Here is a 25,818-nt window from a genome sequence, read left to right on the forward strand (position 1 = left end):
AAGGCCAACAAAATCCAGTCAGGACTCTGAGAAAAACCCAAGCGATCGCTAGAATCTTTACAATAGTAAATAAGGTAAAGATATATATCAGAGTCAAAATCAATGGGACTATTCGGATTTGGCAAAAAGTCAGTTATGCCCACACCTGAAGAAGCTTTGTCAGGAAGGGCACAGTCTATGTCAGTACCCGCAGCTCATTATGTCAACAAGAATCCTTTAAAAGCTCCTTATCCCGATGGCTTAGAGAAGGCAATTTTTGGCTTGGGCTGTTTTTGGGGCGCAGAACGTAAATTCTGGCAACTTAAAGGAGTTTACACCACCGCAGTAGGTTACGCTGCTGGGTTCACACCTAACCCCACATACGAAGAGGTATGTAGTGGGCGAACCGGTCACAATGAAGTGGTATTGGTTGTGTTTGATCCCAAAGTAATTAGTTATTCCGAACTGCTCAAAGTTTTCTGGGAAAGCCACAATCCCACCCAAGGGATGCGCCAAGGTAATGATGCTGGCACTCAATACCGTTCGGGAATTTATGTATATTCTGAAAGCCAAAAGCAGCTAGCAGAAGCATCGCGGGAAGCTTATCAGAAAGCTCTCAACGATGCAGGCTATGGCAAGATTACTACAGAAATCTTGGATGCGCCGGAATTCTACTATGCTGAAGCTTACCATCAGCAATACCTGGCTAAAAATCCTAATGGGTATTGTGGTTTAGGAGGGACAAACGTATCTTGTCCCGTTGGTGTAGTTGAATCGCAAGTTAGTAGTTAAAAATATGGCGTTGCTGATTCCATGTATGAAAATGATTTTGCATAATACCAAAATCCTTGTAGAGACGTAGCACTGCTACGTCTCTACATCCAGATTCATACTTTAATTCAGCAACGCCAAAAATATAGTAAAAGCGCACATCTGTGCGCTTTTATTTAAAATACAGATTTGAGTACAGCGATCGCTCGAATCCACAACATAATACTAATAGGCGCTCCAATTAGAATACCAGCGATCGCCCAGCCTCTCTGATGCGCTTTGAATTGTTCAATACTGCGCCACGGCCTACTTTTCCAAGCCCATTCATTGCCTTTAGCACCAAGTGCGATCGCCATTAACCACCAACCGTGGGGTATAAAACAGAATAGCCCATACCACACTTGATTAGGCCACATCCACAACCAAGGCATCAAAAATGCCCCCCAATTCCAACCAAGAATTTCCTCTGGGACTGTTTCATTGTAATTATTTATCCCGCATCCAGAATTGTTGATTATTTCTTTTAGCGGCAAAAGTTGATTCTTGTTTGCAGATTTGACAGCCAGGCCAGATTTGAGAACATTCAGCGCTTCGGATGCACTAATAAACCGTTGTTCTGGAGCAGGTTCAATCAACTTTTGTAGCCAACTGACAAAACTGGGACTCAGGTTAACTCGGTCTGTAAATTGCAGCCGTAAATCCTGCTGGGGTAAATCAGAAGGGCAAGTTCCAGTTAACAAATGGATTAAAGTCGCTCCCAGTGCATAGAGGTCTGAAGCCGCAACTGCTCGACCACCAAATTGTTCCATTGGGGCATAACCATAAGTACCCACAACTGTGAAAGTAACGCCTTCTTTCGCCGCTTTATCTTGAACTGCGCCAAAATCAACTAAATAAATCCGATTATCTTCGCCCCAGATTAAATTACTCGGTTTAATATCTCTATGCAACACCCCTGGATTCAACTCATGTAGATACGTGAGAATATTTAAAACCTCAACAGCAATTTTTCTCGCTCGCTTTTCACTAAACCTTTTGCCAACAGCAAGTTTATCCTTGAGCGACTCACCAGGAATATATTCTTGTATTAAGGCAAACCAGAGTGTGCGATCGTCGATACAAAAATAATCTATATATTGAGGGATGCGGGGATGATTTAGCTGTTTAAGTATTTGTGCTTCCCTCTCAAAGAGTTTCAAGTCATCCCACTGCACAGTACCACCAAAGGCTAAAAGCTTGACCACAACGGTCGAGTTTTCGCCATTAGAGGCTTGTAAATCCTTAGCTAGCCAAGTTTGACGAATTCCATTGTTGCCGAGTTGGCGTTGGATTTGATAACGATCTTGTAATATCTGTTCTGGTTGCAGCATCTTACACCTGCTGGCAATTTACTCTGATTCCCTTATATTCAAGGATAGTCATTATCTATAGAAATTGTGGCAGCCTGATAATTTATTGAAAGCAGGTGAAGATTCCAATTTTGGGGTTCTCTAGAAAATTAGTGCGAATTATTGTTCGCATATGTTATAAATATTATAGTAGAGATTAAAAGTGGCCAAAGAAGCACAACCAAAACAGATTATCATCTATGCCAATCAAGATGGTTACGAGCCGTTTGCAGAGTGGATGGATAATTTACGCGACCAACAAGGAAAACGACGCATACTGCAACGCTTACGCCGCCTTGAACAAGGTAATTACGGCGATGTTGGACCGATAGGGGATGGTTTGAGCGAGTTGCGGATGTTCTTTGGTTCTGGTTATCGCGTCTATTTCGGCGAAGATGCTGAAAATATTATTGTCGTACTGTGTGGAGGCGACAAAAGCACACAGAATCAGGACATCGAAGACGCAAAAGCTTACTGGAAGGAGTACCTAAGCCATGAGAAATTTTAGAACACTTGATGAATTTGAAGAAGAGTACTTCCGCAAGCACCCGGAAGAAATCGATGATTATTTGACCGAGATATTTCAGGAATATGCAGAAGACAACGATTCTGGTGCGTTATTGGCATCCTTGCGCGTCGTTGCTCGTGTACGAGGAATTAGTGAGATAGCCGAGCAAATAGGCATGACACGCCGGGGATTGCAAAAAGCCTTATCCAGCAATGGCAACCCGCGCCTTGAAAACGTCAATTCCATCATGAAGGCGCTCGGATATTGTCTCACCCCGACTACCACTAACCAAGGCAGCAGGGGAGACAGCAATATGAGCCATAAGCTAGCACCAGCAAAAGTACCAACACCAGGAAAAATTTTAAGTAGAGAATTAGAAGCCCGTGGCTGGACACAGAAAGATTTAGCAGAAATTATGGGGTGTCCAGTTCAAGATATCGATGAAATTATTCTGGGAAGCAAGCAAATTACACCTGAAATAGCTATCGAACTCTCCCAAGCCTTGGGTACTTCTCCAGAGTTTTGGACAAATCTTGAAGTAAAGTATCAACTTCATCTAGTAGGAAAAGAAAAAAAGGAGCAAGATATAGCTCGTAAAAGCCGATTGTATACAATTGCCCCCATCTCTGAACTAATCAAAAATAAGTGGATTCAAGCAACAGATTCGATTGATGACTTAGAACGGCAAATCTGTAATTTTTTCGGCATATCTTCCTTAGATGAAACACTCCAGTTAGCCGTTAATTTCCGTTGTTCCGAGCATCGAGAGCCAGAGGAAACTTCTCGCATAGCTTGGGTAAAACGAGTTGAAAACCTAGCAAGACAACAAACAGTTGCTAGTTTTGAACGCAAAAAACTAGAGACTGCTATCCCTGAAATTCTTGCTTGTGCTAAACAAGTAGACAGTATTGTGCATATTCCTAAATTGCTGGCAGATTTAGGTGTACATTTTCTAATCGTGCCGCATTTAAGCAAAACCTACTTGGATGGTGCAGCCTTTTATTTAAACAGCAATCCTATTATCGCGTTGACATTGAGATATGACCGGATAGATTCATTCTGGTTCACCCTCATGCATGAGTTAGCACACATTGTTTTAGGACATCAAGGAGCTTATTTAGACAACTTGGATGCGTTAGAAGAGAATGATGAGGAAAGAGCAGCTAATGAAAGAGCCGCTAACTGGTTAATAAATTCTCAGACATTAAATGAATTTATTATCAGAAGTAAAAAAGTCTTTTATCGGAAAGCGATTGAAGAATTTGCTCACAATCAAAATAGACATCCAGGCATAATTCTTGGTCGCTTACATTATGACAAATCAGTTCCCCATAAAAATTTGAGACCATTACTCGTTAAAGTTAGCCCAATTTTAGGTCATTATTTTACAGAATAATTTTTGCGATAGTAAGCTTGATATTCCGCAGATAGCAGAGGTTCCCACCAATCACGATGATTGAGATACCATTCAACTGTTAAACGTAAACCCTCAGCAATTGTTACTGAAGGCGTCCAACCAAGCTCAGTTTTAATTTTGTTCGCATTAATTGCATATCTCCGATCATGTCCAGGTCTATCCTTGACAAAAGTAATTAATTGCTCTGCCGGACGCACTGGTAAATCAGGTGCTAATTCATCCATCATCTGACACAAAAGTTGCACCAAATTGAGATTTTCTACCTCATTGTTGCCACCAATATTGTATGTTTCGCCTGGTTTACCATGATTGATTACTACATCCAAGGCACGACAATGATCGCCTACATAAAGCCAATCGCGCACATTTTTCCCATCACCATAAACAGGTAATGGCTTACCTATCAAAGTGTTGATGCACATCAGAGGAATTAGCTTTTCGGGGAACTGATAAGGGCCGTAATTATTAGAACAATTTGTGATAATTGTTGGGAGGTTGTAAGTATGATAATAAGCACGCACTAAGTGATCGCTACCAGCTTTTGAGGCTGAATAGGGACTATTGGGAGCGTAAGGTGTAGTTTCACAAAAAGCTGCATCATCTGGGCCTAAACTACCGTAGACTTCATCAGTAGAAACGTGCAGGAAACGATAATCGGATGGCTTTGCTTTAGCCTCCCAATGTTGCCGATAAGCTTCTAGCAGAGTGAAAGTTCCTACCACATTAGTTTGAACAAAAGCAGCCGGCCCAAGAATTGAACGATCAACATGAGATTCAGCAGCAAAATGGGCGATGGTATCTATATTTTCTGTTGATAATAACTCGTCTATGATGGTGCGATCGCAAATATCCCCCTGCACAAATCGAAAATTCTCTCTTCCCTCAACTAGCGCCAAATTCAGGCGATTTCCCGCATAGGTAAGCGCATCCAACACCACCACTCGATCATTTGGATAAACCTGACACCAGTGATGGACAAAATTCGCCCCAATAAACCCCGCACCGCCAGTAACTAATAACCGCCGACTCATTCAGTTTCCTCTCTTCTCTCTGTGATCTGTGCGCCTCTGCGGTGCGTTTCTATTACTTAAAATATTTCTTCCTCAGCTTCCCATATATCCTCTGAGCGAGTAATTTTGCCACACGTATTCTCGTCAAACTTTTAATATTAGATGGCTGCTGGATTTTGTGGTCAAAAAACTCATTTAACTCATTCAGAATAACTTGGAAACGTTTAATAATATTTTCAGTTCGATATTCAGCCAAAAACTCCTCAGACAAACTAAAAGCTCCTGAAGAATCAATCACCTTCAGAATACGTTGGACATCATATTCTTGAGAATATCCAGCTATTTTATAGCAATTAAATCCAGGGTCTAAGTAATCAGCTAGTCCACCGTTGACGCTAGAAAATACTTGACAACCACAAGCAAGAGCTTCCATTGGTTGTAGACCAAATCCTTCACTAACACGCTGTTGTGCCCAGTACTCAGCCGAATCATAGAGGTAAACCTTAGCTCGGTTGAATAACCCAGGTAAATCCTCTACATAAGAGTCAACAACCAATACTTTACAACGTTTTTGTAATGCTGGAATCAATTCTTTAATTAAATACTCAGAAGACTTCCGAGCCTGAACTAAAACATCAATATCCCGTTCCAAACCTAGATTTTGAAACTCATCAGAAATTTGATTTGGTAAATAATAAATCAGAGAATTGGGCGATTTTTCTCCCCAATATCCCATTGTATAGCGGCTAACAGTGATGATCGGAATACTTGCGGGTAGTGTAAATGGATAACCTGCACTATGTGCATGGTAAACAACATTGTATTGCTTGAGTTTAGCCACGAGTTGAGCTATATCGAATCCCCAACTGATAACAAAGATTACATCACTTAAGTTTTTCTGTTTTAGCAAATCATCGATAAAAAGCTTACCTTTTTCTCGTTGACGGTAAGTTACAACATCAGCACTACAGAATTGCTGAACCAGATTAAGTGCTTTTAATTCAGCCCAAAGACCACCACAGGCAAATTTGCCATCTGTACCGGGGAGTAAGAAGTAAAGTTTTCTCATAATTTTTTTAGGGGAGTGGGGAGTGGGGAGTAGGGAGTGGGGGAGACAAGGGAGAAAATTTTACCCTGTCCCCCTCATCCTTCCTCTTGCCAACCCACTTTAACAAAATGTGCCTCACGCCCCCAAACGTCGCGTGTACGGGTAATATTTTCAATTGTTAGGTTAAAAGGAATGGCAGTTGTTAGGTAACGCTGTGCCATAGAACCTAAATCAGGTGCAAGTTCGGCGGCTGTCGTTGCTGCTAACCCCAAACCGATAAGTTGCTCGATTGGTCGAAATGGTAGTAATAGATGCACACCGACAGCTAGTCCAGCTGTTAAGAGCATTGCTACTGATAAATTTGTACCGCAACGGGGATGTACAGCCAAATCCCATTCTCCACTAGTGAGGCGATGTCGAGCCAGTATGACCGCACGCCGCAAATCACTAATATTTACCTCACCATAGAGGTAGAATCCTTGCTCAGTAGACAAACCGCCTAATAGTTCGTTATCTAGTTGAACGTTACTAGGTTCTCCTTTGGCAGGATAGGCACTTTTTGATTCGCTAAGAACCCAAACAGTAGCGTGTTCTAAAGCGTGAACCTGCCGTATCATCAGAATTTCTTTCAACCCTGGAATAAACGATAGCTGTCTAAGTAAGTCGGCATCTTGTATTGGTTGTGGAAAGTCTAAGGGTCGGTATTCTGGGCCTGAAACTTTCTCAGATACAGGTGTCGTAAAATCAAAGTTAAAAAATTCAAAGGGAGACGAGCCACTTTGAAAAGAAGCAGAAGTATTCATTGAAACACTGCTCTCCAAGCCGATGGAGCAACATAGATTTCTTTCAAATGTAACGCTTGCACCACTGAATTGTTGCTAATTTTTGTGGATGATTGTTGAGTTTGGGCATTGGGCATTGGGCATGGGGAATGGGGCATTGGGCATGGGGCATTGGGCATTGGGCATTGGTTATTAATCAATAATTCTTATTCCCCATTCCCCATTCCCCATTCCCCATTCCCCATTCCTACATCTGTTCTGCTTAATAAGAAATTCTGATCTTTTATAGTTTCCGAGTCCGAGGGTCAGCTGGCTCCACTAACATAAACTCCGGCTGAGTGAAGGACTCGGAACTTTTGGTAGAGTGTTCACACTGATACTAAGGCGTGAAGAGAGGAACAATCAGTAAACCTTAAAATTGGCTTGCCAATATACCAGACCAAAGCAATTACGTTGCTACTAGTAAATTGTTTATTCCATCTGGTTTGGTAGAAGACAGCAATTGACATCATTCAAACAGACTTTGCCCCACTGTAAAGCCCAGCGGACAAGAGCTACTCGATTTTCTGTCTCGGTCTTGGTAAGAATATTACTGATATGGTTATCAACTGTACGCTTGCTAATCTCCAGTTTTCCTGCAATCTCTTGGTTAGTTAAGCCAGCGGCTACTAAGTCGATAATTTGCAGTTCTCTGTCTGACAGACTAACGGGGGTCTCAGACTTGCCACCAGCCATGACTATTTCTATCCTCCCTTGGTATATGTACTTAATCACTCTTTCTAATTCTAGAAGATTCTTTTGTTGGGAGGGGTTTCAAGTGTTAGCAGTAATACGATTGTCAATATTTTCTTTGGATTTAAAGTTGGCAAAAATATAATTCATAAAAGGATAAAGGTGATTATTTATACTTAAATACGAAAAATGTCAAGTATAAATAATTAGGGTATTTAGGCGATAGTCAGAAGCATACAGATGTTATGTAGTAATAAAAATTGCTATTTAATTCTATGAAGGGCTGGCGACAGATTAGCAATAATTGTTGTAGATTTTATACTGTAAATTATTAATCCAAAATCGAAATCTAAAATCTAAAATGAAATGAGCAATCCCCGTGTTTTGTGCCTCGGTGAAATTTTGTTTGATTGTTTAGCCGATCAATTAGGGCTAAAGCTGGAAGAAGTTAAATCCTGGACTCCCTATCCAGGAGGGGCACCAGCTAATGTAGCCTGTGCTTTAGTTAAGCTGGGGACGCCAGCGGGATTTATCGGAGCCGTTGGTGAAGATGAACCAGGGAATGCACTGGTCAAGCTATTACAAGATGTAGGTGTAGAAACTACAGGGGTACAACGCCATCCTACAGCACCAACGCGGCAAGTTTATGTTACACGGGATCTAGCTGGCGATCGCACCTTCGCCGGATTTGGTCAGTATGACACAGCAGAATTTGCCGATACTCGCCTGCAAGCTAAACAATTACCAAATTCGCTGTTTGAAGATGCAGATTTTCTGGTTTTGGGTACTTTGGAATTAGCCTATCCTGAAAGTGAACAGGCAATTCACCGCGCCCTAGAGTTAGCAGAACATTACGACCTGAAGATTGTGCTGGATGTCAACTGGCGTCCTGTATTTTGGGACGAGCCAAACATCGCTCATCAAAAAATTCCAGAATTATTTAAGCGAGTCGATTTCCTCAAGCTCTCCAAAGAAGAAGCTGAATGGCTATTTGAAACCGCAGATCCCGGAGCCATCACTTACCGCCTGGCTTCAATTGACGGAGTACTGGTAACAGATGGAGAAAACGGTTGCGCCTATTGTCTGGGTGAGAACGAAGGCAAATTACCTTCATTTTCTATCCCCGTAGTTGATACAACTGGTGCAGGGGATAGCTTTTTGGCAGGATTCATCCACCAACTAAGTCAGCATGGCATCCACAGCTTGCGGGATGCAGAAACAGCAAAACGTATCGTCACCTATGCCAGTGCTGTTGGGGCACTGACTACCATTAAACCAGGTGCGATCGCTTCTCAACCAACAGATGCTGAAGTCGAAGCTTTTCTAGCCACACATCAACTTTAGGAACTAGCATAAGCCTACTGGGATATCAGCCACCAAAGGCTGATACTCCCGACTAGAAAATGGACGAAAATCCTCATGCCATTGTGCGGTCATATTGCACACAACGAGCAATGACAAGTTCTTTTCCCCATTCCCTACTCCCCATTCCCTATAGTTTTAGCTTGCTGCCACAGAGTATCAACAGTCACAAACTCATAACCTTGTTGTAGCAGTTGCGGAATGAGAATTTGAATTGTGGCAGCAACATCTTGTCCACCACAAGCACCATCATGCAAAACAATCAATGAACCATTTTTGACCTGTTGCATAATTCGCTCTACCACAGTGGTTACGCCTGGTCGCACCCAGTCTTCTGGTACAACGCTCCACATTACCGGGCGGTAATTCCACTGCAAAAACAATTTTAAAGTAGCAGGTGTAAATAAACCATTGGGGGGGCGGACATCCCGCACTTGTTCAGGTTGCAGATTGCAGGCATTGTAGATGGCAACTTTGGTTTTTTCTAAGCTGTCCTTCAGGTCATTAGGGGAAAGCATGGCAAAAGAGCGATGATCGTAGCCATGCAATCCAATCCAGTGTCCGCGATCGCTAATGGCTTTGGCAATGTCTGGTGAACGGTTGACGCAAACACCCAACCAAAAAAAACTCGCTGTAATCTTGTAACGGTCTAACACTGCCAAAACTTCGGGTGTGTATTGAGGATGGGGCCCATCGTCAAAGGTCAGTGCGATCGCTTTAGAGTTAGGATTTCCAGTCCAAAGGCAGTTGGGAAAACTCGGCTGGAGAATGCGGTAGAAAATTGGAAACAGGGGAGCTAGCTGCATAAAATTTTTTATTTTTTGCGTAATCTTGCATAACTATACTGATTACTTCATATAAGACAGTTAAGCGCTAGAAACTACAGCTTAACTCGCTTATATCTAAAACTTAATCACTGTACAAATAGAAAGTTATAGATACAAGCGTTCCTTATAGATTGAAACATCAGAGCGATCGCTTTGATATGGCAATCACCACTTCAAAGTTAGTTGAAAAAGGTCGGCTGGAGAGTCTCAATGTTCTATTTTGTAAAAAATCTGTAAGAGCAATACTATTTGACCTACCACTCGTCTAAATTGAGGATAAAACTACGAATAAACACTGTATGAAAAGTTAATGTTGTTCAAAGATATACGAGATTATCAAATTTCATTTCTGGGCTTGTTCCTGGTCGTGGGAATCGGTACACGAGACTGGACATTGCGACCAGAGTTGATTGGGATAACGATCGCCACTTGTCTAATAACCCAATCGTTATTGTCATTTGTCATTAGTCATTGGTCATTGGCAAACAACAACGGACAAATAACTAATAACATAGACGCTTCTGCGGCTACTCTTCTCCTGACGGAGACGCTACGCGAACGAGAACGTCAAGGGCAAACCCGCAGGGTAGGACAAATTACGAATCTTCGCAGTGCTTTAATTACCTCGCTGGGACTGAGCCTGCTGTTGCGGGCTGATCACTGGACGACAATGGTAATAGCGGCAACAAGTGCGATCGCTAGCAAATTTCTCTTTCAATTCGGTAATAAGCATTTCTTCAACCCTGCTAATTTTGGTATTATTTCCGCCTTGATTCTGACTCCCGATGCTTGGGTTTCGCCAGGACAATGGGGTGAAGAGTGGTGGTATGCACTCTTATTTGCCGGCACTGGCGGCATGATTTTGCAGCGCGTTGGTCGCTGGGATACCACAGCAGCTTTTTTGGGTAGCTATTCATTGCTAGAAGCGATTCGCAATCTCTGGCTGGGTTGGACTTGGGATGTCTACTGGCATCGGCTGATGAGCGGGTCTTTACTGCTGTTCGCCCTATTTATGATTACAGATCCGCGATCAATTCCCAATTCGAGAATTGGGCGGGTGGTTTGGGCATTTTGCATCGCCGGATTAACTTTTATCCTGCGAAATTACTTCTTTGTTTCTACCGCAGTTTTCTGGGCGCTGTTTGCCCTTGCACCATTGACCATTCTGTTAGATGTTCTCTGGTCAGCCCCACGATTTTCTTGGCAAGAAGGATATAGGGGAGCAGGGGGAGAACTTTTAACTCCTAACTCCTAACTCAGTATTAAAAAATCAGCATTAAAAAAATAAAAAAGTAGAGGTATAAAATGAGATTTTTTCGACTTTTAATGCCATTACTGTTGGCAGTTGTAGCTGTGTTTTGCTTTGCACCCGCAGCCTGGGCATTTTGTGGATTTTATGTAGCTAAAGCTGATACGAAACTGTATAACAAAGCTTCTCAGGTGGTAATAGCACGAAATGGCGATCGCACTGTCTTGACAATGGCAAACGATTACCAAGGCGAAGTCAAAGATTTTGCAATAGTCGTACCTGTACCAACGGTACTGAAAAAAGAGCAAGTTCGTGTGGCAGAACCCAAGATTATCGAGCGCCTAGATGCTTTTAGTGCGCCGCGATTGGTAGAATATTTTGACCCAGACCCTTGTGCCCCACTACCACTATTTTTCAAAAACACAATAAATTTTGCAAGAGCACCAGCAGGAAATAGTATCACATCTCAGATAAGCGATCGCAGTTTGGGTGTGACGGTGGAAGCACGTTTCAACGTGGGCGAATATGACATCGTGATCCTCAGCGCGAAAGAATCTGGCGGGCTGGAAACTTGGCTCACACGCAATGGCTACAAAATTCCTCAAGGAGCAAAACAGTTACTTCAGCCCTATATTCGTTCCTCAATGAAATTCTTTGTTGCCAAAGTCAACTTGGATAAATTCGAGGAATCTGGCTACCAGTTCCTCCGTCCGCTACAAATTTCCTATCAATCGCCCAAGTTCATGCTGCCAATTCGTTTAGGCATGATCAATGCTACGACAGAGCAGGATTTAATTGTCTATATTCTCTCGCCTCAAGGAGGGGCAGAAATCACTAACTATCGGACGGTGAAAATCCCCACCAACGCCAATCTTCCCATATTTATCAAAAATGAATTTGGTGAATTCTACAAATCCCTGTTCCAAACCGCTTACACCAAAGAAGGCAGAAGGGTTGGTTTTTTGGAATACGCTTGGGACATGGGTAGTTGCGATCCCTGTTCTGCTGATCCCCTGACTTCAGAGGAACTCAAGGAAGCAGGCGTATTTTGGCTACTTGATAACCCTCCTAGTGATGGGCCAGTATTCCCCAGTTTTGGTCGCCCCTTTCCTACTAATAACGTCTTCATCTCGCGTCTGCATGTTCGCTACACCCGTGACACATTCCCTGAAGACTTGACTTTCCTACAAACTGCCAACCGTGAATCTTTCCAAGGGCGTTATATTTTGCAACATCCATTTCAAGGGGAACTTCAATGTGAGGCAGGTAAAAAATACAAACAGTCTTTGCCCAAGCGTTTTGAGCAAGAGGCGCAAACTCTAGCTAGATTAACCAACTGGAATATTCAAGACATTCGCAAGAAGATGAAACTGAGTGTTGGTAATCTGACATATTCCTGGTGGGAAAATTTAGTTTCTTGGATTGGATTAAATTGAGGCGATTAGGGACTGGGGACTGGAAAAAATTAGTTGAACCCTAATATTTCATCTAATCCCCAATCCCTTTGACAAAACATACACCATCTTGACAAAGGGGATTTTTTAAAGTGTTGTTATAGGCAATACTAAGATATTCTTGCTTTGTGCCTCAAGATTGTCATGGTTCAATTCGATGAACAGCTACGCCGCTTAGTGACCGAAGCCTGTGGACACCAACCTGGAAGTCCTCAGCGTCAGAAGCTGCTCACGCAAATTATTCGCTTGACAGCAAATAGACTCTGGAGGGAAACTACTCCCTACTATCAAGATGCACTACAACAAACTTGGTTGTATTTTTGCCGCAATGTTTGTGAAGGTTTGACAGGTCAAATCTATGACTCCAGTTATGGCAGTGTCATTACTTGGCTGAATGCTTACCTCAAAAGAAGACTACAAGACTTTTACATTCATCAGAATCGGGAACAAGCCACAACAGTTCCTCTTCGGGTTCGTCAGTCTAGATCGGGTGGAATAAGAGAAACCATTGATCCTGTAGATAACCTCCCGGCTACCCCCCAAGCACCTCCCATTCTGGAAGACTTGGAAATATGGGTTAAGACAGATTCTGAAGGAGAACTGTGCAGTACTTATATTAAAGGGCGTCCAGATGTGAATTGTCAGGTGTTAATTCTTAAACGCCTACCCCCAGAAGTTAGCTGGAAAGAATTATCTGAAGAATTTGGGTTGTCAATTCCGACATTAAGCAGTTTTTATCAGCGCCAGTGTCTACCACGCTTGCGTAAATTCGCTGAATTGGAGGGATTATTATAAACAAAGAAGAAGAGAGGTCTCTCAGAGGTTTTATTACACAAAACTTGTCCCTCTCCGACGAGCGAGAGGGACAAAATTTAACTTTAGTTCAAGGCAGGGAAAGGTTCGTATTACTTAGTAATAGACAAAAGCCAATCGCCTAAAAGTTGGTTTACTTTATCAGGTATTTCATCATGAGGACAATGACCTGCTGTTAGGAAATGTTCTCTGAGTTCAGGATAATATTGACGAAACTTCTGGGAACGTTCTCTAGCATTCATCCAAGGGTCAGCTTCTCCCCACAACATCAACAATGGACATGTTAATTGCTTTAGTAGCACATCAACTTTTTCTCCTTGAGGACTGCTAAAGACTGACACAAATACTTCCATTGCGCCAGAATCGTAAGCAGGGCGAGAAATTTCTTCTACTAATTGGTCTGTAATGGCACTTTTGTCAAGATAAACTTTTTCTAGAGTTTGGCGAATTACCCAACGTTGTCGCACGTATTGAAATAACAAAAGCTGGGCTAAAGGTTGTTGAAAAATCCACTTAGTGCCGTCACCAAGAAGTTTCTGCAAAGTAGTGGGTTGTTTGGGAGCCTCAATTTCTGATTGTAAAGCTTCAGGCTCCGATGTAGGTTGGCTTTCACTAAAAGGCCCTGCACTATTGAGCAAAACTAAACCAGCCGCACTGTCGGGACGTTGTGCTGCAACACACAAGCTAGCGTAGCCACCAAGGGAATTACCAGCTAATACTGTTTTTTGACCAATTACTTCACTGATAAAATCATGGAGTTGGTCACGCCACAAGTCGCCACTATACTGCAATTTCGGTTTTGCCGATCGCCCGAACCCCAAAAGGTCGATCGCAAATACTTCAAAATCTTGACACAATCCTGTGATATTCTTGCGCCAGTGGTCTGTGGAAGCACCAAATCCATGTACTAAAAGCAAAGGCGGACGTTGCCCTTGCTTCTCTCCCGCACGCACATAGTAAACGTTGTGCCCGCGCCACTGCCAATATTTACCAGGAATTGGGGTTGTAGAGAGGGCTGTAGTTGCCTGCATGATTCAAAGAATTGTTAAGTAGCTTTTAATAATTGTAGGCTAGCACCGCAAGGCGGAAGTCAAAAGTTAAAAGTCAAAAGTCAAAAGTTTTGTTGTATATCAAGGCTTTTGCCAGTTTTAAAATGGTAGCTTTATTTATGCCGACCTGTACTAGTTGGAGGAGATGAGGGAGAAATAACAAATGACAAATAACAAATAACAAATAACAAATAACAAATAACAAATAACAAATAACAAATAACAAAATGATTACAGGCAAAACTAAGCTATTAGGGGTAATTGGATATCCGGTGGAGCATTCGCTGTCACCAGTGATGCATAATGCTGCGTTAGCGAAGCTCGTCGGAGACATCGCTAATTTGGGATTAGACTACGTTTATCTTCCCCTTCCCATAGCACCAGAGAATTTAGAAATAGCGATCGCAGGTTTCGCGGCTATTGGGGTTGTCGGCTTTAGTGTTACAATCCCCCACAAACAGGCAATCATGCCTCTGCTTTCAGAAATTACCCCTGTTGCTCAAGCTATAGGCGCAGTGAATACTGTTAGTCGCCAAAATAATCAATGGGTGGGGACAAACACAGATATAGAAGGATTTATCGCTCCTTTGCAGACAACGTATAAGCAAGATTGGAGTCAAAAGGTAGCAGTAATTTTAGGCAATGGTGGCGCAGCTAGAGCAGTTGTAGCAGGTTGTCATCAACTAGGTTTTGCCAAAATTCATGTTGTTGGGCGTAGTGTGCAGAGATTACAAGAATTTAGCAATAGTTGGAGCAATTCACCCATAAGTGAAAATTTACAAGTTCATCAATGGGAACAATTGCCAAAGCTAATTCCCCAAGCTAATCTGCTGGTAAACACAACCCCCATAGGTATGTATCCCAAGGTTGATGAGTCGCCTTTGAGTGTAGAGGAAATAGCGAATTTACCAAAGGGTGCGATCGCTTATGATTTGATCTATATCCCTAAACCAACGCAATTTCTACAGCGGGCAGAAAAACAAGGTGCAATTGCGATCGATGGATTAGAAATGCTAGTTCAACAAGGGGTAGCAGCATTAAAAATTTGGTTGCAGCAGGAAACTGTTCCTGTAGAAGTGATGCGCCAAACATTGCAAAAGCATTTAGGTTTAGGTTGATGGAGAAATAATTACCCTAAGGGACTTCCAACTAAAAAAATAATCAATCGTTTTGGAAGGCAGGGGGCAGGGGAGAAGGATGTTAAGTTCCCCCTGCCAACAGGGATTCAGAGCAACTAAATTTATTGAGGGACATCCAAGAATTAAATTACTCAATTCCTGCATTCAACGTCATTATCCAGTTTTTCTCCCCCTGCCTCCCCTGCCTCCCCTGCTTCCCCTGCTCCCTTACTCCCTACTCCCTACTCCCCTCCCTCTTCTAGTCAGTTTCAACTCAGACAGACCAGTGGGCAACACAAAAACCCTAGAATTGATTGATAGACTGTAGAATGGAAAATGCTGTCTTTTAATTAATTAAAAAATGTATGGCAAAGAAGAGCATGATTGAGCGCGAGAAAAAGCGCACCAGGTTGATAGAAAAGTATGCTGACAAGCGGGAAGCCCTTCTGGAAGAGTTCAGAAGTGCAGCATCTCCCCTAGATAAACTGGAAATTCACCGGAAGATTCAACAGCTACCCCGGAATAGTGCGCCCACTCGCCACCGCAATCGTTGCTGGTTGACTGGCCGTTCTAGAGGTGTTTACCGCGATTTTGGACTGTCTCGGAACGTGCTGCGGGAATGGGCGCATGAAGGTCTATTGCCTGGAGTTGTTAAGTCTAGTTGGTAGTCAACAGTCATTAGTCATTGGTAAATAACAAAGGACTAATGACAAATGACAAAAATTATTGACCACAACATTTATCAATTCCCAGACTTTCTAAGAGTAGATCGCTGACGGCGTTAGCGATCGCAAACTCTCCGTAGAAGCTATTGGAAAAATCATACGACTGCATCTCTGTGACAATGGCAATTACCAGAGAACCAAGGTCGTTTTCTCCTTCCATCCGTTGACGCACAAAAATCTGTGCGGCTCGTTGGGCAATCTTTTGGTTGACTGCTTCGGGGATAAATTCTGTATCCAGCCACCGCTGTAAACGCTCTCGTAACCATTCACCTTCGAGCAGCGGATTTTCAGGCGGTGGTAAGGTGATCGGTGGAATTGGTTGAGTCATTTTTTTTATTTTAAACGCAGAGGGACGCGGAGGTAAACGCAGAGGAACGCGGAGGATGATTTATAGGATCAAATGGCGTTTCTCTGGTGTTTTTTTTATATTTATTTATGGAATATGATATCGCGGCTATTGTTGATGGTTATGCACAAGGCTATTTTCTCATGGCTGATGAGTGCGATCGCCTGAGTTGGTATGGAAGTAACGATCGGACTTTCATTCCATTGGATGATCGGTTTCGCTACCCCAAGTCTTTGCAGCGTGTCTTGAATCAAGAGCGTTTTACAGTGGACATTAATCGGGACTTCCAAGCTGTGGTGGCTGGGTGTGCTAACCGCGAAACAACTTGGATTTCACCAGAATTGGAAAAGATTTACTGGCTACTTTACCAGAATGGTTATGCTTATAGTTTTGAAACTTGGCAGGGTGACGAATTAGCTGGGGGAATTTTAGGGATTGTCATTGGCGGTGCTTTCATTGGCGAGTCGATGTTTTACCGCATTCCCGAAGGCTCAAAGGTAGCAATGGTCAAGTTGGTGGAAAGATTGCGTCAGAGGAAATTTGTGTTTTTCGATGCCCAAATGATGAATCCGCATTTGGAGAGGTTTGGGGCTTATCGGGTTGAGGATGAAGAATATCAAGCCTTACTTAAGCAAGCATTGCAATGCCGCTGTTTTTTGGTGTAATATGTAAAATTTTTAACACGGTTGCAGTAGAGGTCGAAAGTTGTGATGCTGAGTTTGGTTGTGAGAAAATAGGGTAGAAAACTAGATAACATTCATGCCCAGGAAAGTTCGGGAATTAAAAGCTCAGATTGCGCGTGAAGGATTCATTTATCTACCTAAGCGTGGTAAAGGTAGTCATGAGCGTTGGCGTCATCCTTTGCTCAAAAAAACACTAACAATTCCCGGTAAGGATGGAGACGATGTGCCAATCTACCTAGAAAAACAGTTAGCAAGTTTATTAACTGAACTCCAAGAGTTAAGGGAGGACGAGGATTTATGAATCGATATAGTATGATTCTTCAATGGTCTGATGAAGATCAGCTTTTCCTAGTCACAATTCCAGAGTTTGCCGATCGCGTTATTATGCCTTGCACTCATGGCAAAACTCGTGAGGAAGCTATTCGCAATGGCGAAGAAGTGATTGAAATGTACTTGGAAGCTTGGCAAGTAGAAGGTGAATCTATTCCTGAGCCTAGCACGCTTCAAATTGCCTGATTACCATTCTAAAACCAAAGTGCGATCGCAGTCTAACAAACCTACTACACCGTAACGTAGTTTGAGGTTTCTTGGGCTACCTTAAAGATACAATCGGTAAAGTAGCATTGCTATGAGTGTTGTAATCTCAGACAATTAGTGATTGCACTTATGCCAATTATCAAAATTCATAAATATGTTTTATCACTTATTTTTTTCTAATATTTATTAACTCTTCTACCTCGACAGCTTTTTCTTGTAAATCTAAATCTCGATAAATTTGCAAACTTTCGGCTAAAAACTCGGTAGCCATTGTTTCTGCACCTAGTTGATTTTCTTGGGTACGTTTGAGGTAAATTTCGCCCAATAACTTGTGTGCTGAGGCTTCTAGTTTTTGACGGTTATACTCTTGAAAAATTTGCAGAGATGTTTGAGCAATTTCTTCGCTATAATTCAGGTTTTCTAAGGCTTCTATCTCTAGGTAAGCACGAGCCATATCGAGAGATTCTTCAGCTTTATTTACTGTTTGCCCTAGTTCATCAAGATAGGTTAAGCCTCTGGAATAATACTCTTCAAATAGAGCAGCTTTTTCTGGAATTGATGTGTCTTGGTTAGGTAATAAACGTAGACGTTGTGAGTAGAGTAAACCAAGAGTAGTATAGTTGTAAGCAAGGTTTTCTTGATATTCACCTACGGTATTTATTTCTCTAGCTTGGCGAAGATTTTTTTCAACTTCTGCAAGTAAATCAACTATTTCTGTTAAATCTAAATGATTATTTGCTAATAAACATTGGCAAGAAGCAAGTTGTCGATAACATTTAGCTACATCTTTATCTTTGCCTAATTGTTGATAAAGGTCGCGGCTTTGTTGAAAGTAATTGATGGCTTGCTCTGATTTACCCCATTCTCGATAGCAATCCCCCAGCAAGTACCACAGATTAGCTACATCTTTATCTTTGCCTAATTCTTGATAAAGGTCGCGGCTTTGTTGAAAGTAATTGATGGCTTCCTCAAATTTACCCCATTTTTGATAAATCCATCCTAATTGCCGATAAGCATCAGCAATATTTACTTGGTCATCCAACTGCTGATAAATGGCTAAGTGTTGATTTGCACACTCAATAGCTTGCTCGTATTTACCCCATTCTCGATAGCAATTCCCTAGCCAGTACCACAGATCAGCTACATCTTTATCTTTTCCTAGTTGTTGATAAAGGTCACGGCTTTGTTGGAAGTAATTGATGGCTTGCTCATATTTACCCCAATCTTGATAAGTTTTGCCTATGTGATACAAAGCTAATGATTCATTTTGAAGTTTATTAATTTCTTTGCTAATACTCAGCATTTGCTGAAAATAATCTAAAGCTTGCTCATACTTGCCATCTAATCTATGACAAATACCTCGATCTCTCCAAAAAATTAGAACCGCCGATGGTTCAATATTATATTTTTCAAACTTTTCAGAACATTCTTGATAATAAAAAAATGCTTGTTCAAATACTTCTTTTTCTCGATAAGAAATAGCAAAACACCAATCAATATAAACACTGACCTTGCTATCTAATTTATTAGTTATCAGTTCCAAGATTTCAATAGATTTATCATACTTATCTTTACGAAGATAAGAGATAGCCGTAAGAAAGTTTAACGCTGTTTGGCAACTTTCATCAGTATTATAATGCTGACGAGTATTTTCAAGAGCAGGTGTCATTTCATCACCCAGTTCTTGAACCAAATCCCTTATCCCGCAAAACAATGAAGGCTCTAAATTGTTGACAATTTCTGTTACGCAATCAACCAATCCTGTTGATTCACCGCAAGCAACATAAAGAATAGCAGTTTTTGCTTTAATCCGAATTTCTTCAGACAACGTTAAGTCATTAGCTGCTTCTTTTAATAAATTTATTACTCCAGCTTTTTGAGAAAATATTCCAATTTTGCGTAACAGCCTCAGTAGTTGCTTAGTAATATCATCCTCATAATCTCTATCTATGCCAAGATAGGTAATAACTAACTTAGAAATTGGTTTTTTGCTAATAACAATACTATTAATTTCAATTTCAGCAATTACCTGTCCTGCAAACAACAAATCTCTAAGCTTAAATTCTAATTTTTCTAAGTTATTTGCTGATTCATCTTCCTTTAAATAAATAATAGTTGCATCATTAGATGCAGTAATTTTTATTTCCCCATGTTGCAGCACAGGTTGATATTTGTCTAAATTAATAAACAATTTCTCGGCTAACTTCTTAAATTGCGCTGAAAAATGACTTCCGTAATACCCCAAAGCTAGTAAAAGCGGCTCATTCCAACGTGGCTCGTTCAAATGTTTTTGAATTAGTTCCAGAATTTCACTTTGTTCTTTATCCGCAATATAACGCGCTGCAAAATACTCTTCAAAGGTCAGGTGCATAAAGCCATAAAAACCAGGTATTCGTTCCACAAATAAACCTGTTGTTTCCCGCACCTTCCGCAAAAATTCCCCTACGGCTTGACGCACGGAGTCTGATTCCGGTTCGGTATCGTTGAATTCCGCCAGCTTTTCTGCTAATTTTTCCTCCACTTCCCTTTGCGTTACCAAACCGGAAGGCTTCTCCTCGTGCATCCAGTACGCTAGGGGTGCTAAAAGTTCCACTACCTCAGTTTCTTTTAAAACTACCCTTGGTGCATCAGGCAACTTTTTACTTAGTTGCCAATCTTCTGTCAAAGTTTGCACCGCCAACTCATACAGCTTGACTCGTCGGTTAGGTAGCTGATCGCCATTGCGGTGAATTAATGCCAAGATAGTTAACAACAAGGGATTTGCTGTCAATCGCTCTACACCAGGATTACCTTGAATAGCCAGTAAAATATCCTGCGCTTGCTCCGTACCTTTTTTTAGCCATTGCTCCTCGCTAGCATCTGGCTGCTGTGCTTTTTCAACTGTTCGACACCAGCGATACAAGAAGCGCTCTACCTGTATGCTGTCCATATCTTCAATAGTAAACTCTGCAAACCGACTGCTGAGTTGCACATCGCGGTAGCCAGCAATACGGCTGGTAATCACAAATTTGTTGCTAGGGAACTCATCAACAAACTTGTTAATACGTTCTACAATCTGTTTGCGGCTTTCTTGGTCAAATACCTCATCTAACCCATCAAGTAGCATCAAGCACTTTCCTTGACGCATAGCATCCAACAACAACCCCGCCACCTCGGTTTCTATTTCTCCCTCTGCTTGAAAATGAGCTTCCCACTGGCGGTAAAACTGACGCAGATATTCAAGTAAAGTTAACTCAGGTTGTTGTTTTAATTTTTCTGCGTAATCAGCAATCCGAAAGAAAACAGGTAATACAGTTTTACCTAACTCTTTCTTCTGATTATCCTCAACTGCATCATTATCAACAATGACTGTTTCTAAATTATCTCTTTTTGCGATCGCAAAATGTAGTGCTAAATAACGCAGCAGGGTAGTTTTCCCCGCACTAGGAGCGCCTAGAATGACACTATATAAGTTATCCCGCACAGCATCAGCTAAATCTACCTTTTGTGTAACCGTTTTAGTGCTGGAAACTGATGCTGATATAAATTCTTTTGGTAGCGGTTCGTAATCGCAAGGTTCATCCCAATCATCGCTACCAAAACCCATGTCTTTCAATCTACTACTACTCTGAACTTGCCGTACAGTCAGCATCTCAAGTTCGCGTTGACTGCGTTCAGAAGTATCTGCTACTTGTTGTCGCCATTGTGCTTGTAGAGAAACATAAATTTGGTCGAGAAAAATATCAACTTGGCGATTTACCTGCATCACGCCGCTCATTTTTAGATAAGAATTTTCCGCAATGAGCCACTCTAAATAGGGATAAAGTAAAGGATTTCGCGTTTCAAATTCCACTATTTTTTCTCGCCAATCCCAAAAATCTGGCGCACGATGACGAAACTCATCTAAAAAACCTGCATTATTTAGCCACAAAATCAAGATTAAATTTCTACCAAATAACTCTTCTCTTCCTAAATTTAACTGCTTCATCTCTTTCACCAAGCGCGGTGTCGGTAATTGGTCAATTCCAAATGCCATTACCAACCTGCGTCCAGTTTCTAGATTACGCTGCTGATGATCATCTAAGCTATACAGAAAATTATGGAAGGAGTTTTGACTATAAAAAAACTTTTCAAATGTAAACTTTTCATCGCTGGTTGCTAAAGATTCTTGTAGCTGTCTCACAACTGGATGCTGAGGACTACTCTCTGGTGCAATAGCAAAGATAATTGTTGTACCACTAGAAATTTCTAATACGCTGACTAATTTATTTAATTCTGCTTTGTCAGCTTCACTGAGAGAGTAGCTATCTTGGAAAAGCATACACAACACCAGCGTATAATTAGTAATCTATTGATGGGAAGTCACAGCCTTAAAGATGATGATTAGCAGTTTGCCAACGTTCTAAATCTTCTATTAAAATAGGATTAATATCAAACCAAGACTCTTGCATTGAGTTATAATAACCTAAAACTAATTTATTTTGTAAAAGTTCGTCACAAATAATAAATTCACCCTTACTTGGCAAGCTATGTGCCTTAGTGGTCAATTTTCCAGTCCGATGAATTAAATCAAGTTCAGGGTAGTGGTAATCATTTAAGTTATATTCCTTACGCACTTCTCGTACTGCCTCTTCTGCTGTTTCTAAAGTTATAAGAGTCAATTTATTCCGCAACCCAATTTCACAGGTAGTGCGTGCTAATCTGACTAAATCTCGCATCACCCCGCCACTTTTTTTACAAATTAATTCTAGCGCATCAGGATTAAATAAACCTTTGTGGCTATCGCCTAAACTGGTAATCCGTTTGTTAATGACATTAATTAGAATTTCCCGACCTTTGTGATTAGGATTATGAGTTGGACGTAAGTTATCATCACAATCAAAAACAGGAGGATTATTTAAATCCAAACATTTTTGAAAGGTTTCCATTGGCTGACGAAAACTAGGAGAATATCGCAGCGAAATAGGAATACAATAGATAATATGACAGTTTAATTCTATTAACAAAGAGCTAGAAAACATTTCCAAAGCTGTTACTTGGTCATGTCTATCTAATCCATCAACAATAATTAATAATTTTTGCTTTTGTTCTTTTTCCGCAGCTTCGATAATATTATTGACTATGGTGATAATTTCACTCAGTAAAGGACGGACATTGAGAGTTTTTGTAACTTCTGTGGTTAAACCACGTTTGAGAATTATTCCTGCCTTTTCGATAAATTATGGCATTCCCAAACTTTCGGTTTGATTTCCTTTTTCTTGATAAACGACGCTTTTTAAGCTCTCCAAGAGAGCTTGTAATAATTTATCCTTTTTAAAAAGCCAATTAGATTGAATAACTTGACGTGCAATTTGTAAGCCAATTAAAACTACAACTTCCGCATGGCCTATGTTATATCTGTCTAACGATGTTTGTGTATCAATCCAAACGACTGCGTACTTATCAGCTAATTTTTGTTCTAATCGTCGCAGTTCAGTAGTTTTACCCCCACCTCGATGACCAGCTAGTAAAAATTTAGCTGGGTCATCTTCCATTTCTAGCAAGCTAACAAGCTTATCCACCGGACTATTATCTCTCTGGACGTAAAAACTTTTTAAGCCTTCAGGTGTCGCTAAAGGTTCCTCTGGTTTAAATAACTGGTAAGCAGTTCGCCAAAAATTGTTATTGCTCATACTGTTTACAAATTAGGAAGGCTAAGTTCTCGATTGTGTAAGATTGTAGAGCAAAAAGGTTGGGTTTTGCGAAGAATTACTGACAGTCATCATATCTATCAAAACTCTAAATTAGATAAAATTCTGTCAATTACTATTCATCGCAATCAAGATTTTAAGGTTAGAACTAGCCCAGTTATCTGAAGAATATTTACTCTAAATTACCTGAGATAAGCGATCGCACTCACAAATCCCTTACACTTTTTCTTCAGTAACTAATGTCAGACTAACCCATTCGCCTTTATCGTTATAGCTGCGAATCATTCTCTGGCGCAGATTTGACTGGATTAACCAACCCGCTTCTAAGAATAAGGGTTGACGTAATTGCACCTTGAGGGGAGAAGTTGTAGAAGCGCCATCAGGTAACAATAATACTTGTACTTGCTTTTCGGGATCTTGGTCAAAAAGAACGATGGAACCTTTGATAGTAGCAGTTGAGGTAATTGTACGATCGCCAAAAGAGGTACTTTGAATTAATCGCCCAGTATCATCAAGTTGTATTTTCAAAGTTGTAGAGTAAATATCAGGCGATCGCAAATCTCGATATATTGTCACTGCTTGGCCTTGCCATTCACCCAACAAGTCATGTATCTGCAAAGGTGGACGTTCTGCTGCTGGGGTTCCGGCTAGATGTTCTCGAATGAGAGTTAGTCTATTTAGATGACCGTTTTTATCAAACAGTTGCACCAGACGGAAGCGGCGATTTTCATGAACAAAAGCGAGTTCTGCACCGAATTCTGAAAATGGGCCCAGCTGAATTAAACCTTCAGAAAATGAACCATTTTCAAATAATAGTAGACCCCCTCCCACAGAACTATATTCTCTAATTAGATCATCTCCCCCTGAACGGCTCAGAGTTAGGCGTACCGTCTGGTTATTGTTTAAACCTTCTAGGGAAAGATGGCTAGGAGTATCGTTCAGAAGTTTACCTTCGGGAGAAAAAGTAGTAAATGAACCTTCCCATACACCGAGATTTTGCAGAAAACATTCCCATTGCGATTTCATAAGTTTTTGTCCTTTACCCATGCCCCATGCCCCATGCCCAATGCCCAATGCCCCATGCCCAATGATTAATGATTAACCTTTGGCAAAACGTCGGACAGCGAATAAGCTTCCCATTAATCCTACAGCTGCACCGAAACTTAAGAGAATCAGAGGTAATAGTAAAATTTCGGCTGGAGTGAGTTGCACCCCGTTGGTGATAGCTTGAATAAACTCAGGTTGATTGGCTAGCAACTTACCGAGAAACTGTTGAATTACTGAAATGAAACTCCAAGCGATCGCACCACCAACCAAACCGAAGGTAATTCCTTGTAAAATAAACGGGAGGTAAATCCAAGCAGAGGTTGCTCCCACGAGTTGCATAATTTCAATTTCCTGGCGTCGCGCCATGACAATCAGCCGAATTGTCGTAGTAGTAACTGCGATCGCTGTTAAAGTCAGAATAATCGTAACTGTTAAAGTAATCCAGTTCAGACCTTGGTGCAATTGGGCAATGCGTTTAACTGCTTCATCCACATACTGCACCGTATTAACTCCCGGCAATTTAGCCAACTGTGTTGCTAAGGTTGGCACAACTTGAGAATTACGCGCTTTCACCTTCATCTCATCAACCAAAGGATTCTCGCCTAGCTGCTGGGTAACACCCTCAATATCAGAAATTCTCATTTCCTTAACTAACTTAGTCCAGGCTTGTTCTTTGGTAATAGTTTGCATCGCCGCTACCTCTGGCATTGTTGCGATTAGTGACTCAATGCTTTCGCCTTGCGTATCCGGTTCGAGATAAACGGAAACTTCTAGCTGACTACCAAACTGATAGAGGAGTTTTTCGACTTGCCAAGAGGTTTGCAAACTCAAGCCAAATAAAAATAGTAACACTGTCACAGTACTCACCGCTGCCCAATTCATCCACCCCCCCCGCATTAAACCCAGGAAAGTTTCTTTGAGCAGATAGTCAAGTTTCGTAAAAGATTTAAACACACATCACCTCAAAATTTGAACTTAACGCCAAAGCACTAAGTTCAGCTTTTGCGTCTTTGCATCAATAACACCACTATTTATAGTCAATCGTGCAAACTTTGCCAATATATCAGCTTTTATATATTGCTGCTTCCTTCCTGCTCCTCTGCCCTGCTGCTGTCTCGGCCATTTACCTTATATTTATGCCATTCACTACAGACATAATCACTGTTGCTCTTAACAGTTATTGATCACAATTGGCTAGCTGTTCTGGTTCCTCAGCAATTTTACTGTCCTTTTGAATTGCCTTCAAAAAAGGGGGAAAATAGTTTAGTAATTATACGATGTTTTTCTGTGGGGATCGTAGTAAT

27 protein-coding genes are annotated in these 25,818 nt (G+C 41.3%); 13 read left to right on the top strand and 14 right to left on the bottom strand.

What is annotated here, in order from left to right:
- The first annotated feature begins 102 nt into the window (after window positions 1-102).
- Complete coding sequence (msrA, locus tag VB740_RS02250) at window positions 103-771, top strand: peptide-methionine (S)-S-oxide reductase MsrA (protein WP_323198463.1); 669 nt, start codon at window positions 103-105, stop codon at window positions 769-771.
- A 155-nt stretch (window positions 772-926) separates the two neighbouring features.
- Here msrA and VB740_RS02255 read toward each other — a convergent pair whose 3' ends face one another.
- Window positions 927-2,120 carry a serine/threonine-protein kinase gene (locus VB740_RS02255; RefSeq protein ID WP_323198464.1) on the bottom strand — a complete coding sequence of 398 codons (1,194 nt, stop codon included), beginning with the start codon at window positions 2,118-2,120 and terminating at the stop codon, window positions 927-929.
- 181 nt (window positions 2,121-2,301) lie between these two features.
- Between VB740_RS02255 and VB740_RS02260 the strand changes: the two genes are divergently transcribed.
- Window positions 2,302-2,646 carry a type II toxin-antitoxin system RelE/ParE family toxin gene (locus VB740_RS02260; RefSeq protein ID WP_323198465.1) on the top strand — a complete coding sequence of 115 codons (345 nt, stop codon included), beginning with the start codon at window positions 2,302-2,304 and terminating at the stop codon, window positions 2,644-2,646.
- Window positions 2,633-4,042: an addiction module antidote protein gene (locus tag VB740_RS02265; protein ID WP_323198466.1), complete on the top strand. Its 1,410-nt coding sequence runs from the start codon at window positions 2,633-2,635 to the stop codon at window positions 4,040-4,042. Before VB740_RS02260 ends, VB740_RS02265 begins: the two co-directional genes overlap by 14 nt.
- Here VB740_RS02265 and rfbB read toward each other — a convergent pair.
- From rfbB to VB740_RS02290, 5 genes are all read right to left on the bottom strand, one after another.
- Window positions 4,027-5,094: a dTDP-glucose 4,6-dehydratase gene (gene rfbB, locus VB740_RS02270; RefSeq protein ID WP_323198467.1), complete on the bottom strand. Its 1,068-nt coding sequence runs from the start codon at window positions 5,092-5,094 to the stop codon at window positions 4,027-4,029. The two genes, VB740_RS02265 and rfbB, sit on opposite strands and share 16 nt — an antisense overlap.
- Before the next feature lie 52 nt (window positions 5,095-5,146).
- Window positions 5,147-6,142, bottom strand: coding sequence for a glycosyltransferase (locus VB740_RS02275; protein WP_323198468.1), 996 nt, complete (start codon window positions 6,140-6,142; stop codon window positions 5,147-5,149).
- Window positions 6,143-6,216: 74 nt separating this feature from the next.
- Window positions 6,217-6,924: a DUF6391 domain-containing protein gene (locus VB740_RS02280; protein ID WP_323198469.1), complete on the bottom strand. Its 708-nt coding sequence runs from the start codon at window positions 6,922-6,924 to the stop codon at window positions 6,217-6,219.
- The gene (locus tag VB740_RS02285; RefSeq protein WP_323198470.1) at window positions 6,921-7,103 is read right to left on the bottom strand and encodes a hypothetical protein; all 183 of its coding nucleotides are present in this window, start codon (window positions 7,101-7,103) and stop codon (window positions 6,921-6,923) included. Before VB740_RS02285 ends, VB740_RS02280 begins: the two co-directional genes overlap by 4 nt.
- 271 nt (window positions 7,104-7,374) lie before the next feature.
- On the bottom strand, window positions 7,375-7,638 hold the full coding sequence (locus VB740_RS02290; protein WP_323198492.1) for a helix-turn-helix transcriptional regulator: 264 nt from the start codon (window positions 7,636-7,638) through the stop codon (window positions 7,375-7,377).
- 363 nt (window positions 7,639-8,001) lie between these two features.
- On the opposite strand from VB740_RS02290, the gene VB740_RS02295 reads away from it, so the two are divergent.
- Window positions 8,002-8,979, top strand: a complete 978-nt coding sequence (locus VB740_RS02295) for a carbohydrate kinase (RefSeq protein ID WP_323198471.1) — start codon at window positions 8,002-8,004, stop codon at window positions 8,977-8,979.
- Window positions 8,980-9,113: 134 nt separating this feature from the next.
- Here VB740_RS02295 and VB740_RS02300 read toward each other — a convergent pair whose 3' ends face one another.
- Window positions 9,114-9,803 carry a polysaccharide deacetylase family protein gene (locus tag VB740_RS02300; RefSeq protein ID WP_323198472.1) on the bottom strand — a complete coding sequence of 230 codons (690 nt, stop codon included), beginning with the start codon at window positions 9,801-9,803 and terminating at the stop codon, window positions 9,114-9,116.
- A gap of 331 nt (window positions 9,804-10,134) precedes the next feature.
- Between VB740_RS02300 and VB740_RS02305 the strand changes: the two genes are divergently transcribed.
- The 3 genes from VB740_RS02305 to VB740_RS02315 all read left to right on the top strand — a co-directional run bounded on the left by VB740_RS02305 (window position 10,135) and on the right by VB740_RS02315 (window position 13,322).
- Window positions 10,135-11,079 carry an RnfABCDGE type electron transport complex subunit D gene (locus VB740_RS02305; RefSeq protein WP_323198473.1) on the top strand — a complete coding sequence of 315 codons (945 nt, stop codon included), beginning with the start codon at window positions 10,135-10,137 and terminating at the stop codon, window positions 11,077-11,079.
- A 50-nt stretch (window positions 11,080-11,129) separates the two neighbouring features.
- The gene (locus VB740_RS02310) at window positions 11,130-12,509 is read left to right on the top strand and encodes a DUF2330 domain-containing protein (protein WP_323198474.1); all 1,380 of its coding nucleotides are present in this window, start codon (window positions 11,130-11,132) and stop codon (window positions 12,507-12,509) included.
- A 162-nt stretch (window positions 12,510-12,671) separates the two neighbouring features.
- A complete protein-coding gene (locus tag VB740_RS02315; protein ID WP_323198475.1) occupies window positions 12,672-13,322 on the top strand; it encodes a sigma-70 family RNA polymerase sigma factor in 651 nt (216 codons plus the stop codon).
- 110 nt (window positions 13,323-13,432) lie between these two features.
- Here the strand turns inward: VB740_RS02315 and VB740_RS02320 are convergent, their stop codons facing one another.
- A complete protein-coding gene (locus VB740_RS02320) occupies window positions 13,433-14,371 on the bottom strand; it encodes an alpha/beta fold hydrolase (RefSeq protein WP_323198476.1) in 939 nt (312 codons plus the stop codon).
- A gap of 245 nt (window positions 14,372-14,616) precedes the next feature.
- Here VB740_RS02320 and VB740_RS02325 point away from each other — a divergent pair, with 245 nt between their 5' ends.
- Both VB740_RS02325 and rpsN read left to right on the top strand, forming a co-directional pair.
- On the top strand, window positions 14,617-15,507 hold the full coding sequence (locus VB740_RS02325) for a shikimate dehydrogenase (RefSeq protein ID WP_323198477.1): 891 nt from the start codon (window positions 14,617-14,619) through the stop codon (window positions 15,505-15,507).
- A 365-nt stretch (window positions 15,508-15,872) separates the two neighbouring features.
- On the top strand, window positions 15,873-16,175 hold the full coding sequence (gene rpsN / locus VB740_RS02330) for a 30S ribosomal protein S14 (RefSeq protein WP_012410383.1): 303 nt from the start codon (window positions 15,873-15,875) through the stop codon (window positions 16,173-16,175).
- Window positions 16,176-16,230: 55 nt separating this feature from the next.
- Here rpsN and VB740_RS02335 read toward each other — a convergent pair whose 3' ends face one another.
- Window positions 16,231-16,560, bottom strand: a complete 330-nt coding sequence (locus VB740_RS02335; protein WP_229553787.1) for a hypothetical protein — start codon at window positions 16,558-16,560, stop codon at window positions 16,231-16,233.
- 107 nt (window positions 16,561-16,667) lie between these two features.
- On the opposite strand from VB740_RS02335, the gene aat reads away from it, so the two are divergent.
- From aat to VB740_RS02350, 3 genes are all read left to right on the top strand, one after another.
- Window positions 16,668-17,243 carry a leucyl/phenylalanyl-tRNA--protein transferase gene (aat, locus tag VB740_RS02340; protein ID WP_323198478.1) on the top strand — a complete coding sequence of 192 codons (576 nt, stop codon included), beginning with the start codon at window positions 16,668-16,670 and terminating at the stop codon, window positions 17,241-17,243.
- 94 nt (window positions 17,244-17,337) lie between these two features.
- Window positions 17,338-17,562 carry a type II toxin-antitoxin system HicA family toxin gene (locus VB740_RS02345; RefSeq protein WP_323198479.1) on the top strand — a complete coding sequence of 75 codons (225 nt, stop codon included), beginning with the start codon at window positions 17,338-17,340 and terminating at the stop codon, window positions 17,560-17,562.
- Window positions 17,559-17,777, top strand: coding sequence for a type II toxin-antitoxin system HicB family antitoxin (locus VB740_RS02350; RefSeq protein ID WP_100899697.1), 219 nt, complete (start codon window positions 17,559-17,561; stop codon window positions 17,775-17,777). Before VB740_RS02345 ends, VB740_RS02350 begins: the two co-directional genes overlap by 4 nt.
- A 187-nt stretch (window positions 17,778-17,964) precedes the next feature.
- On the opposite strand, the gene VB740_RS02355 is transcribed toward VB740_RS02350, so the two are convergent.
- From VB740_RS02355 to VB740_RS02365, 3 genes are all read right to left on the bottom strand, one after another.
- Window positions 17,965-22,098, bottom strand: coding sequence for a tetratricopeptide repeat protein (locus VB740_RS02355; protein ID WP_323198480.1), 4,134 nt, complete (start codon window positions 22,096-22,098; stop codon window positions 17,965-17,967).
- A gap of 49 nt (window positions 22,099-22,147) precedes the next feature.
- Window positions 22,148-22,798 carry a hypothetical protein gene (locus VB740_RS02360; protein ID WP_323198481.1) on the bottom strand — a complete coding sequence of 217 codons (651 nt, stop codon included), beginning with the start codon at window positions 22,796-22,798 and terminating at the stop codon, window positions 22,148-22,150.
- A 198-nt stretch (window positions 22,799-22,996) separates the two neighbouring features.
- Window positions 22,997-23,449 (bottom strand): hypothetical protein, encoded by a 453-nt coding sequence (locus VB740_RS02365; RefSeq protein WP_323198482.1) that lies wholly within the window; start codon window positions 23,447-23,449, stop codon window positions 22,997-22,999.
- A gap of 33 nt (window positions 23,450-23,482) precedes the next feature.
- Here VB740_RS02365 and VB740_RS02370 point away from each other — a divergent pair, with 33 nt between their 5' ends.
- Window positions 23,483-23,632 carry a type II toxin-antitoxin system HicA family toxin gene (locus VB740_RS02370; RefSeq protein WP_416289050.1) on the top strand — a complete coding sequence of 50 codons (150 nt, stop codon included), beginning with the start codon at window positions 23,483-23,485 and terminating at the stop codon, window positions 23,630-23,632.
- Between the two features lie 51 nt (window positions 23,633-23,683).
- Here VB740_RS02370 and VB740_RS02375 read toward each other — a convergent pair whose 3' ends face one another.
- Together VB740_RS02375 and VB740_RS02380 are read right to left on the bottom strand one after the other, a co-directional pair.
- On the bottom strand, window positions 23,684-24,493 hold the full coding sequence (locus VB740_RS02375; RefSeq protein WP_323198483.1) for a DUF3598 family protein: 810 nt from the start codon (window positions 24,491-24,493) through the stop codon (window positions 23,684-23,686).
- A 72-nt stretch (window positions 24,494-24,565) separates the two neighbouring features.
- Window positions 24,566-25,468 (bottom strand): ABC transporter permease, encoded by a 903-nt coding sequence (locus VB740_RS02380; protein ID WP_323198484.1) that lies wholly within the window; start codon window positions 25,466-25,468, stop codon window positions 24,566-24,568.
- Window positions 25,469-25,818 lie beyond the last annotated feature (350 nt).

The sequence above is a fragment of the Nostoc sp. UHCC 0251 genome (assembly GCF_034932245.1).
In the GTDB taxonomy this organism is placed as follows: domain Bacteria; phylum Cyanobacteriota; class Cyanobacteriia; order Cyanobacteriales; family Nostocaceae; genus Nostoc.

Excerpts from the sequence above, each read along its gene's own strand:
- VB740_RS02275 (WP_323198468.1), bottom strand. The coding sequence starts at position 6,142 with ATGAGAAAACTTTACTTCTTACTCCCCGGTACAGATGGCAAATTTGCC.
- VB740_RS02305 (WP_323198473.1), top strand. The coding sequence starts at position 10,135 with ATGTTGTTCAAAGATATACGAGATTATCAAATTTCATTTCTGGGCTTG.
- rfbB (WP_323198467.1), bottom strand. The coding sequence starts at position 5,094 with ATGAGTCGGCGGTTATTAGTTACTGGCGGTGCGGGGTTTATTGGGGCG.
- VB740_RS02335 (WP_229553787.1), bottom strand. The coding sequence starts at position 16,560 with ATGACTCAACCAATTCCACCGATCACCTTACCACCGCCTGAAAATCCG.
- VB740_RS02375 (WP_323198483.1), bottom strand. The coding sequence starts at position 24,493 with ATGAAATCGCAATGGGAATGTTTTCTGCAAAATCTCGGTGTATGGGAA.
- msrA (WP_323198463.1), top strand. The coding sequence starts at position 103 with ATGGGACTATTCGGATTTGGCAAAAAGTCAGTTATGCCCACACCTGAA.
- VB740_RS02280 (WP_323198469.1), bottom strand. The coding sequence starts at position 6,924 with ATGAATACTTCTGCTTCTTTTCAAAGTGGCTCGTCTCCCTTTGAATTT.
- VB740_RS02365 (WP_323198482.1), bottom strand. The coding sequence starts at position 23,449 with ATGAGCAATAACAATTTTTGGCGAACTGCTTACCAGTTATTTAAACCA.
- VB740_RS02325 (WP_323198477.1), top strand. The coding sequence starts at position 14,617 with ATGATTACAGGCAAAACTAAGCTATTAGGGGTAATTGGATATCCGGTG.
- VB740_RS02255 (WP_323198464.1), bottom strand. The coding sequence starts at position 2,120 with ATGCTGCAACCAGAACAGATATTACAAGATCGTTATCAAATCCAACGC.
- VB740_RS02315 (WP_323198475.1), top strand. The coding sequence starts at position 12,672 with ATGGTTCAATTCGATGAACAGCTACGCCGCTTAGTGACCGAAGCCTGT.
- VB740_RS02265 (WP_323198466.1), top strand. The coding sequence starts at position 2,633 with ATGAGAAATTTTAGAACACTTGATGAATTTGAAGAAGAGTACTTCCGC.
- VB740_RS02295 (WP_323198471.1), top strand. The coding sequence starts at position 8,002 with ATGAGCAATCCCCGTGTTTTGTGCCTCGGTGAAATTTTGTTTGATTGT.
- VB740_RS02310 (WP_323198474.1), top strand. The coding sequence starts at position 11,130 with ATGAGATTTTTTCGACTTTTAATGCCATTACTGTTGGCAGTTGTAGCT.
- VB740_RS02355 (WP_323198480.1), bottom strand. The coding sequence starts at position 22,098 with ATGCTTTTCCAAGATAGCTACTCTCTCAGTGAAGCTGACAAAGCAGAA.
- VB740_RS02290 (WP_323198492.1), bottom strand. The coding sequence starts at position 7,638 with ATGGCTGGTGGCAAGTCTGAGACCCCCGTTAGTCTGTCAGACAGAGAA.
- rpsN (WP_012410383.1), top strand. The coding sequence starts at position 15,873 with ATGGCAAAGAAGAGCATGATTGAGCGCGAGAAAAAGCGCACCAGGTTG.
- VB740_RS02360 (WP_323198481.1), bottom strand. The coding sequence starts at position 22,798 with ATGTTTTCTAGCTCTTTGTTAATAGAATTAAACTGTCATATTATCTAT.
- VB740_RS02300 (WP_323198472.1), bottom strand. The coding sequence starts at position 9,803 with ATGCAGCTAGCTCCCCTGTTTCCAATTTTCTACCGCATTCTCCAGCCG.
- VB740_RS02350 (WP_100899697.1), top strand. The coding sequence starts at position 17,559 with ATGAATCGATATAGTATGATTCTTCAATGGTCTGATGAAGATCAGCTT.
- VB740_RS02320 (WP_323198476.1), bottom strand. The coding sequence starts at position 14,371 with ATGCAGGCAACTACAGCCCTCTCTACAACCCCAATTCCTGGTAAATAT.
- VB740_RS02345 (WP_323198479.1), top strand. The coding sequence starts at position 17,338 with ATGCCCAGGAAAGTTCGGGAATTAAAAGCTCAGATTGCGCGTGAAGGA.
- aat (WP_323198478.1), top strand. The coding sequence starts at position 16,668 with ATGGAATATGATATCGCGGCTATTGTTGATGGTTATGCACAAGGCTAT.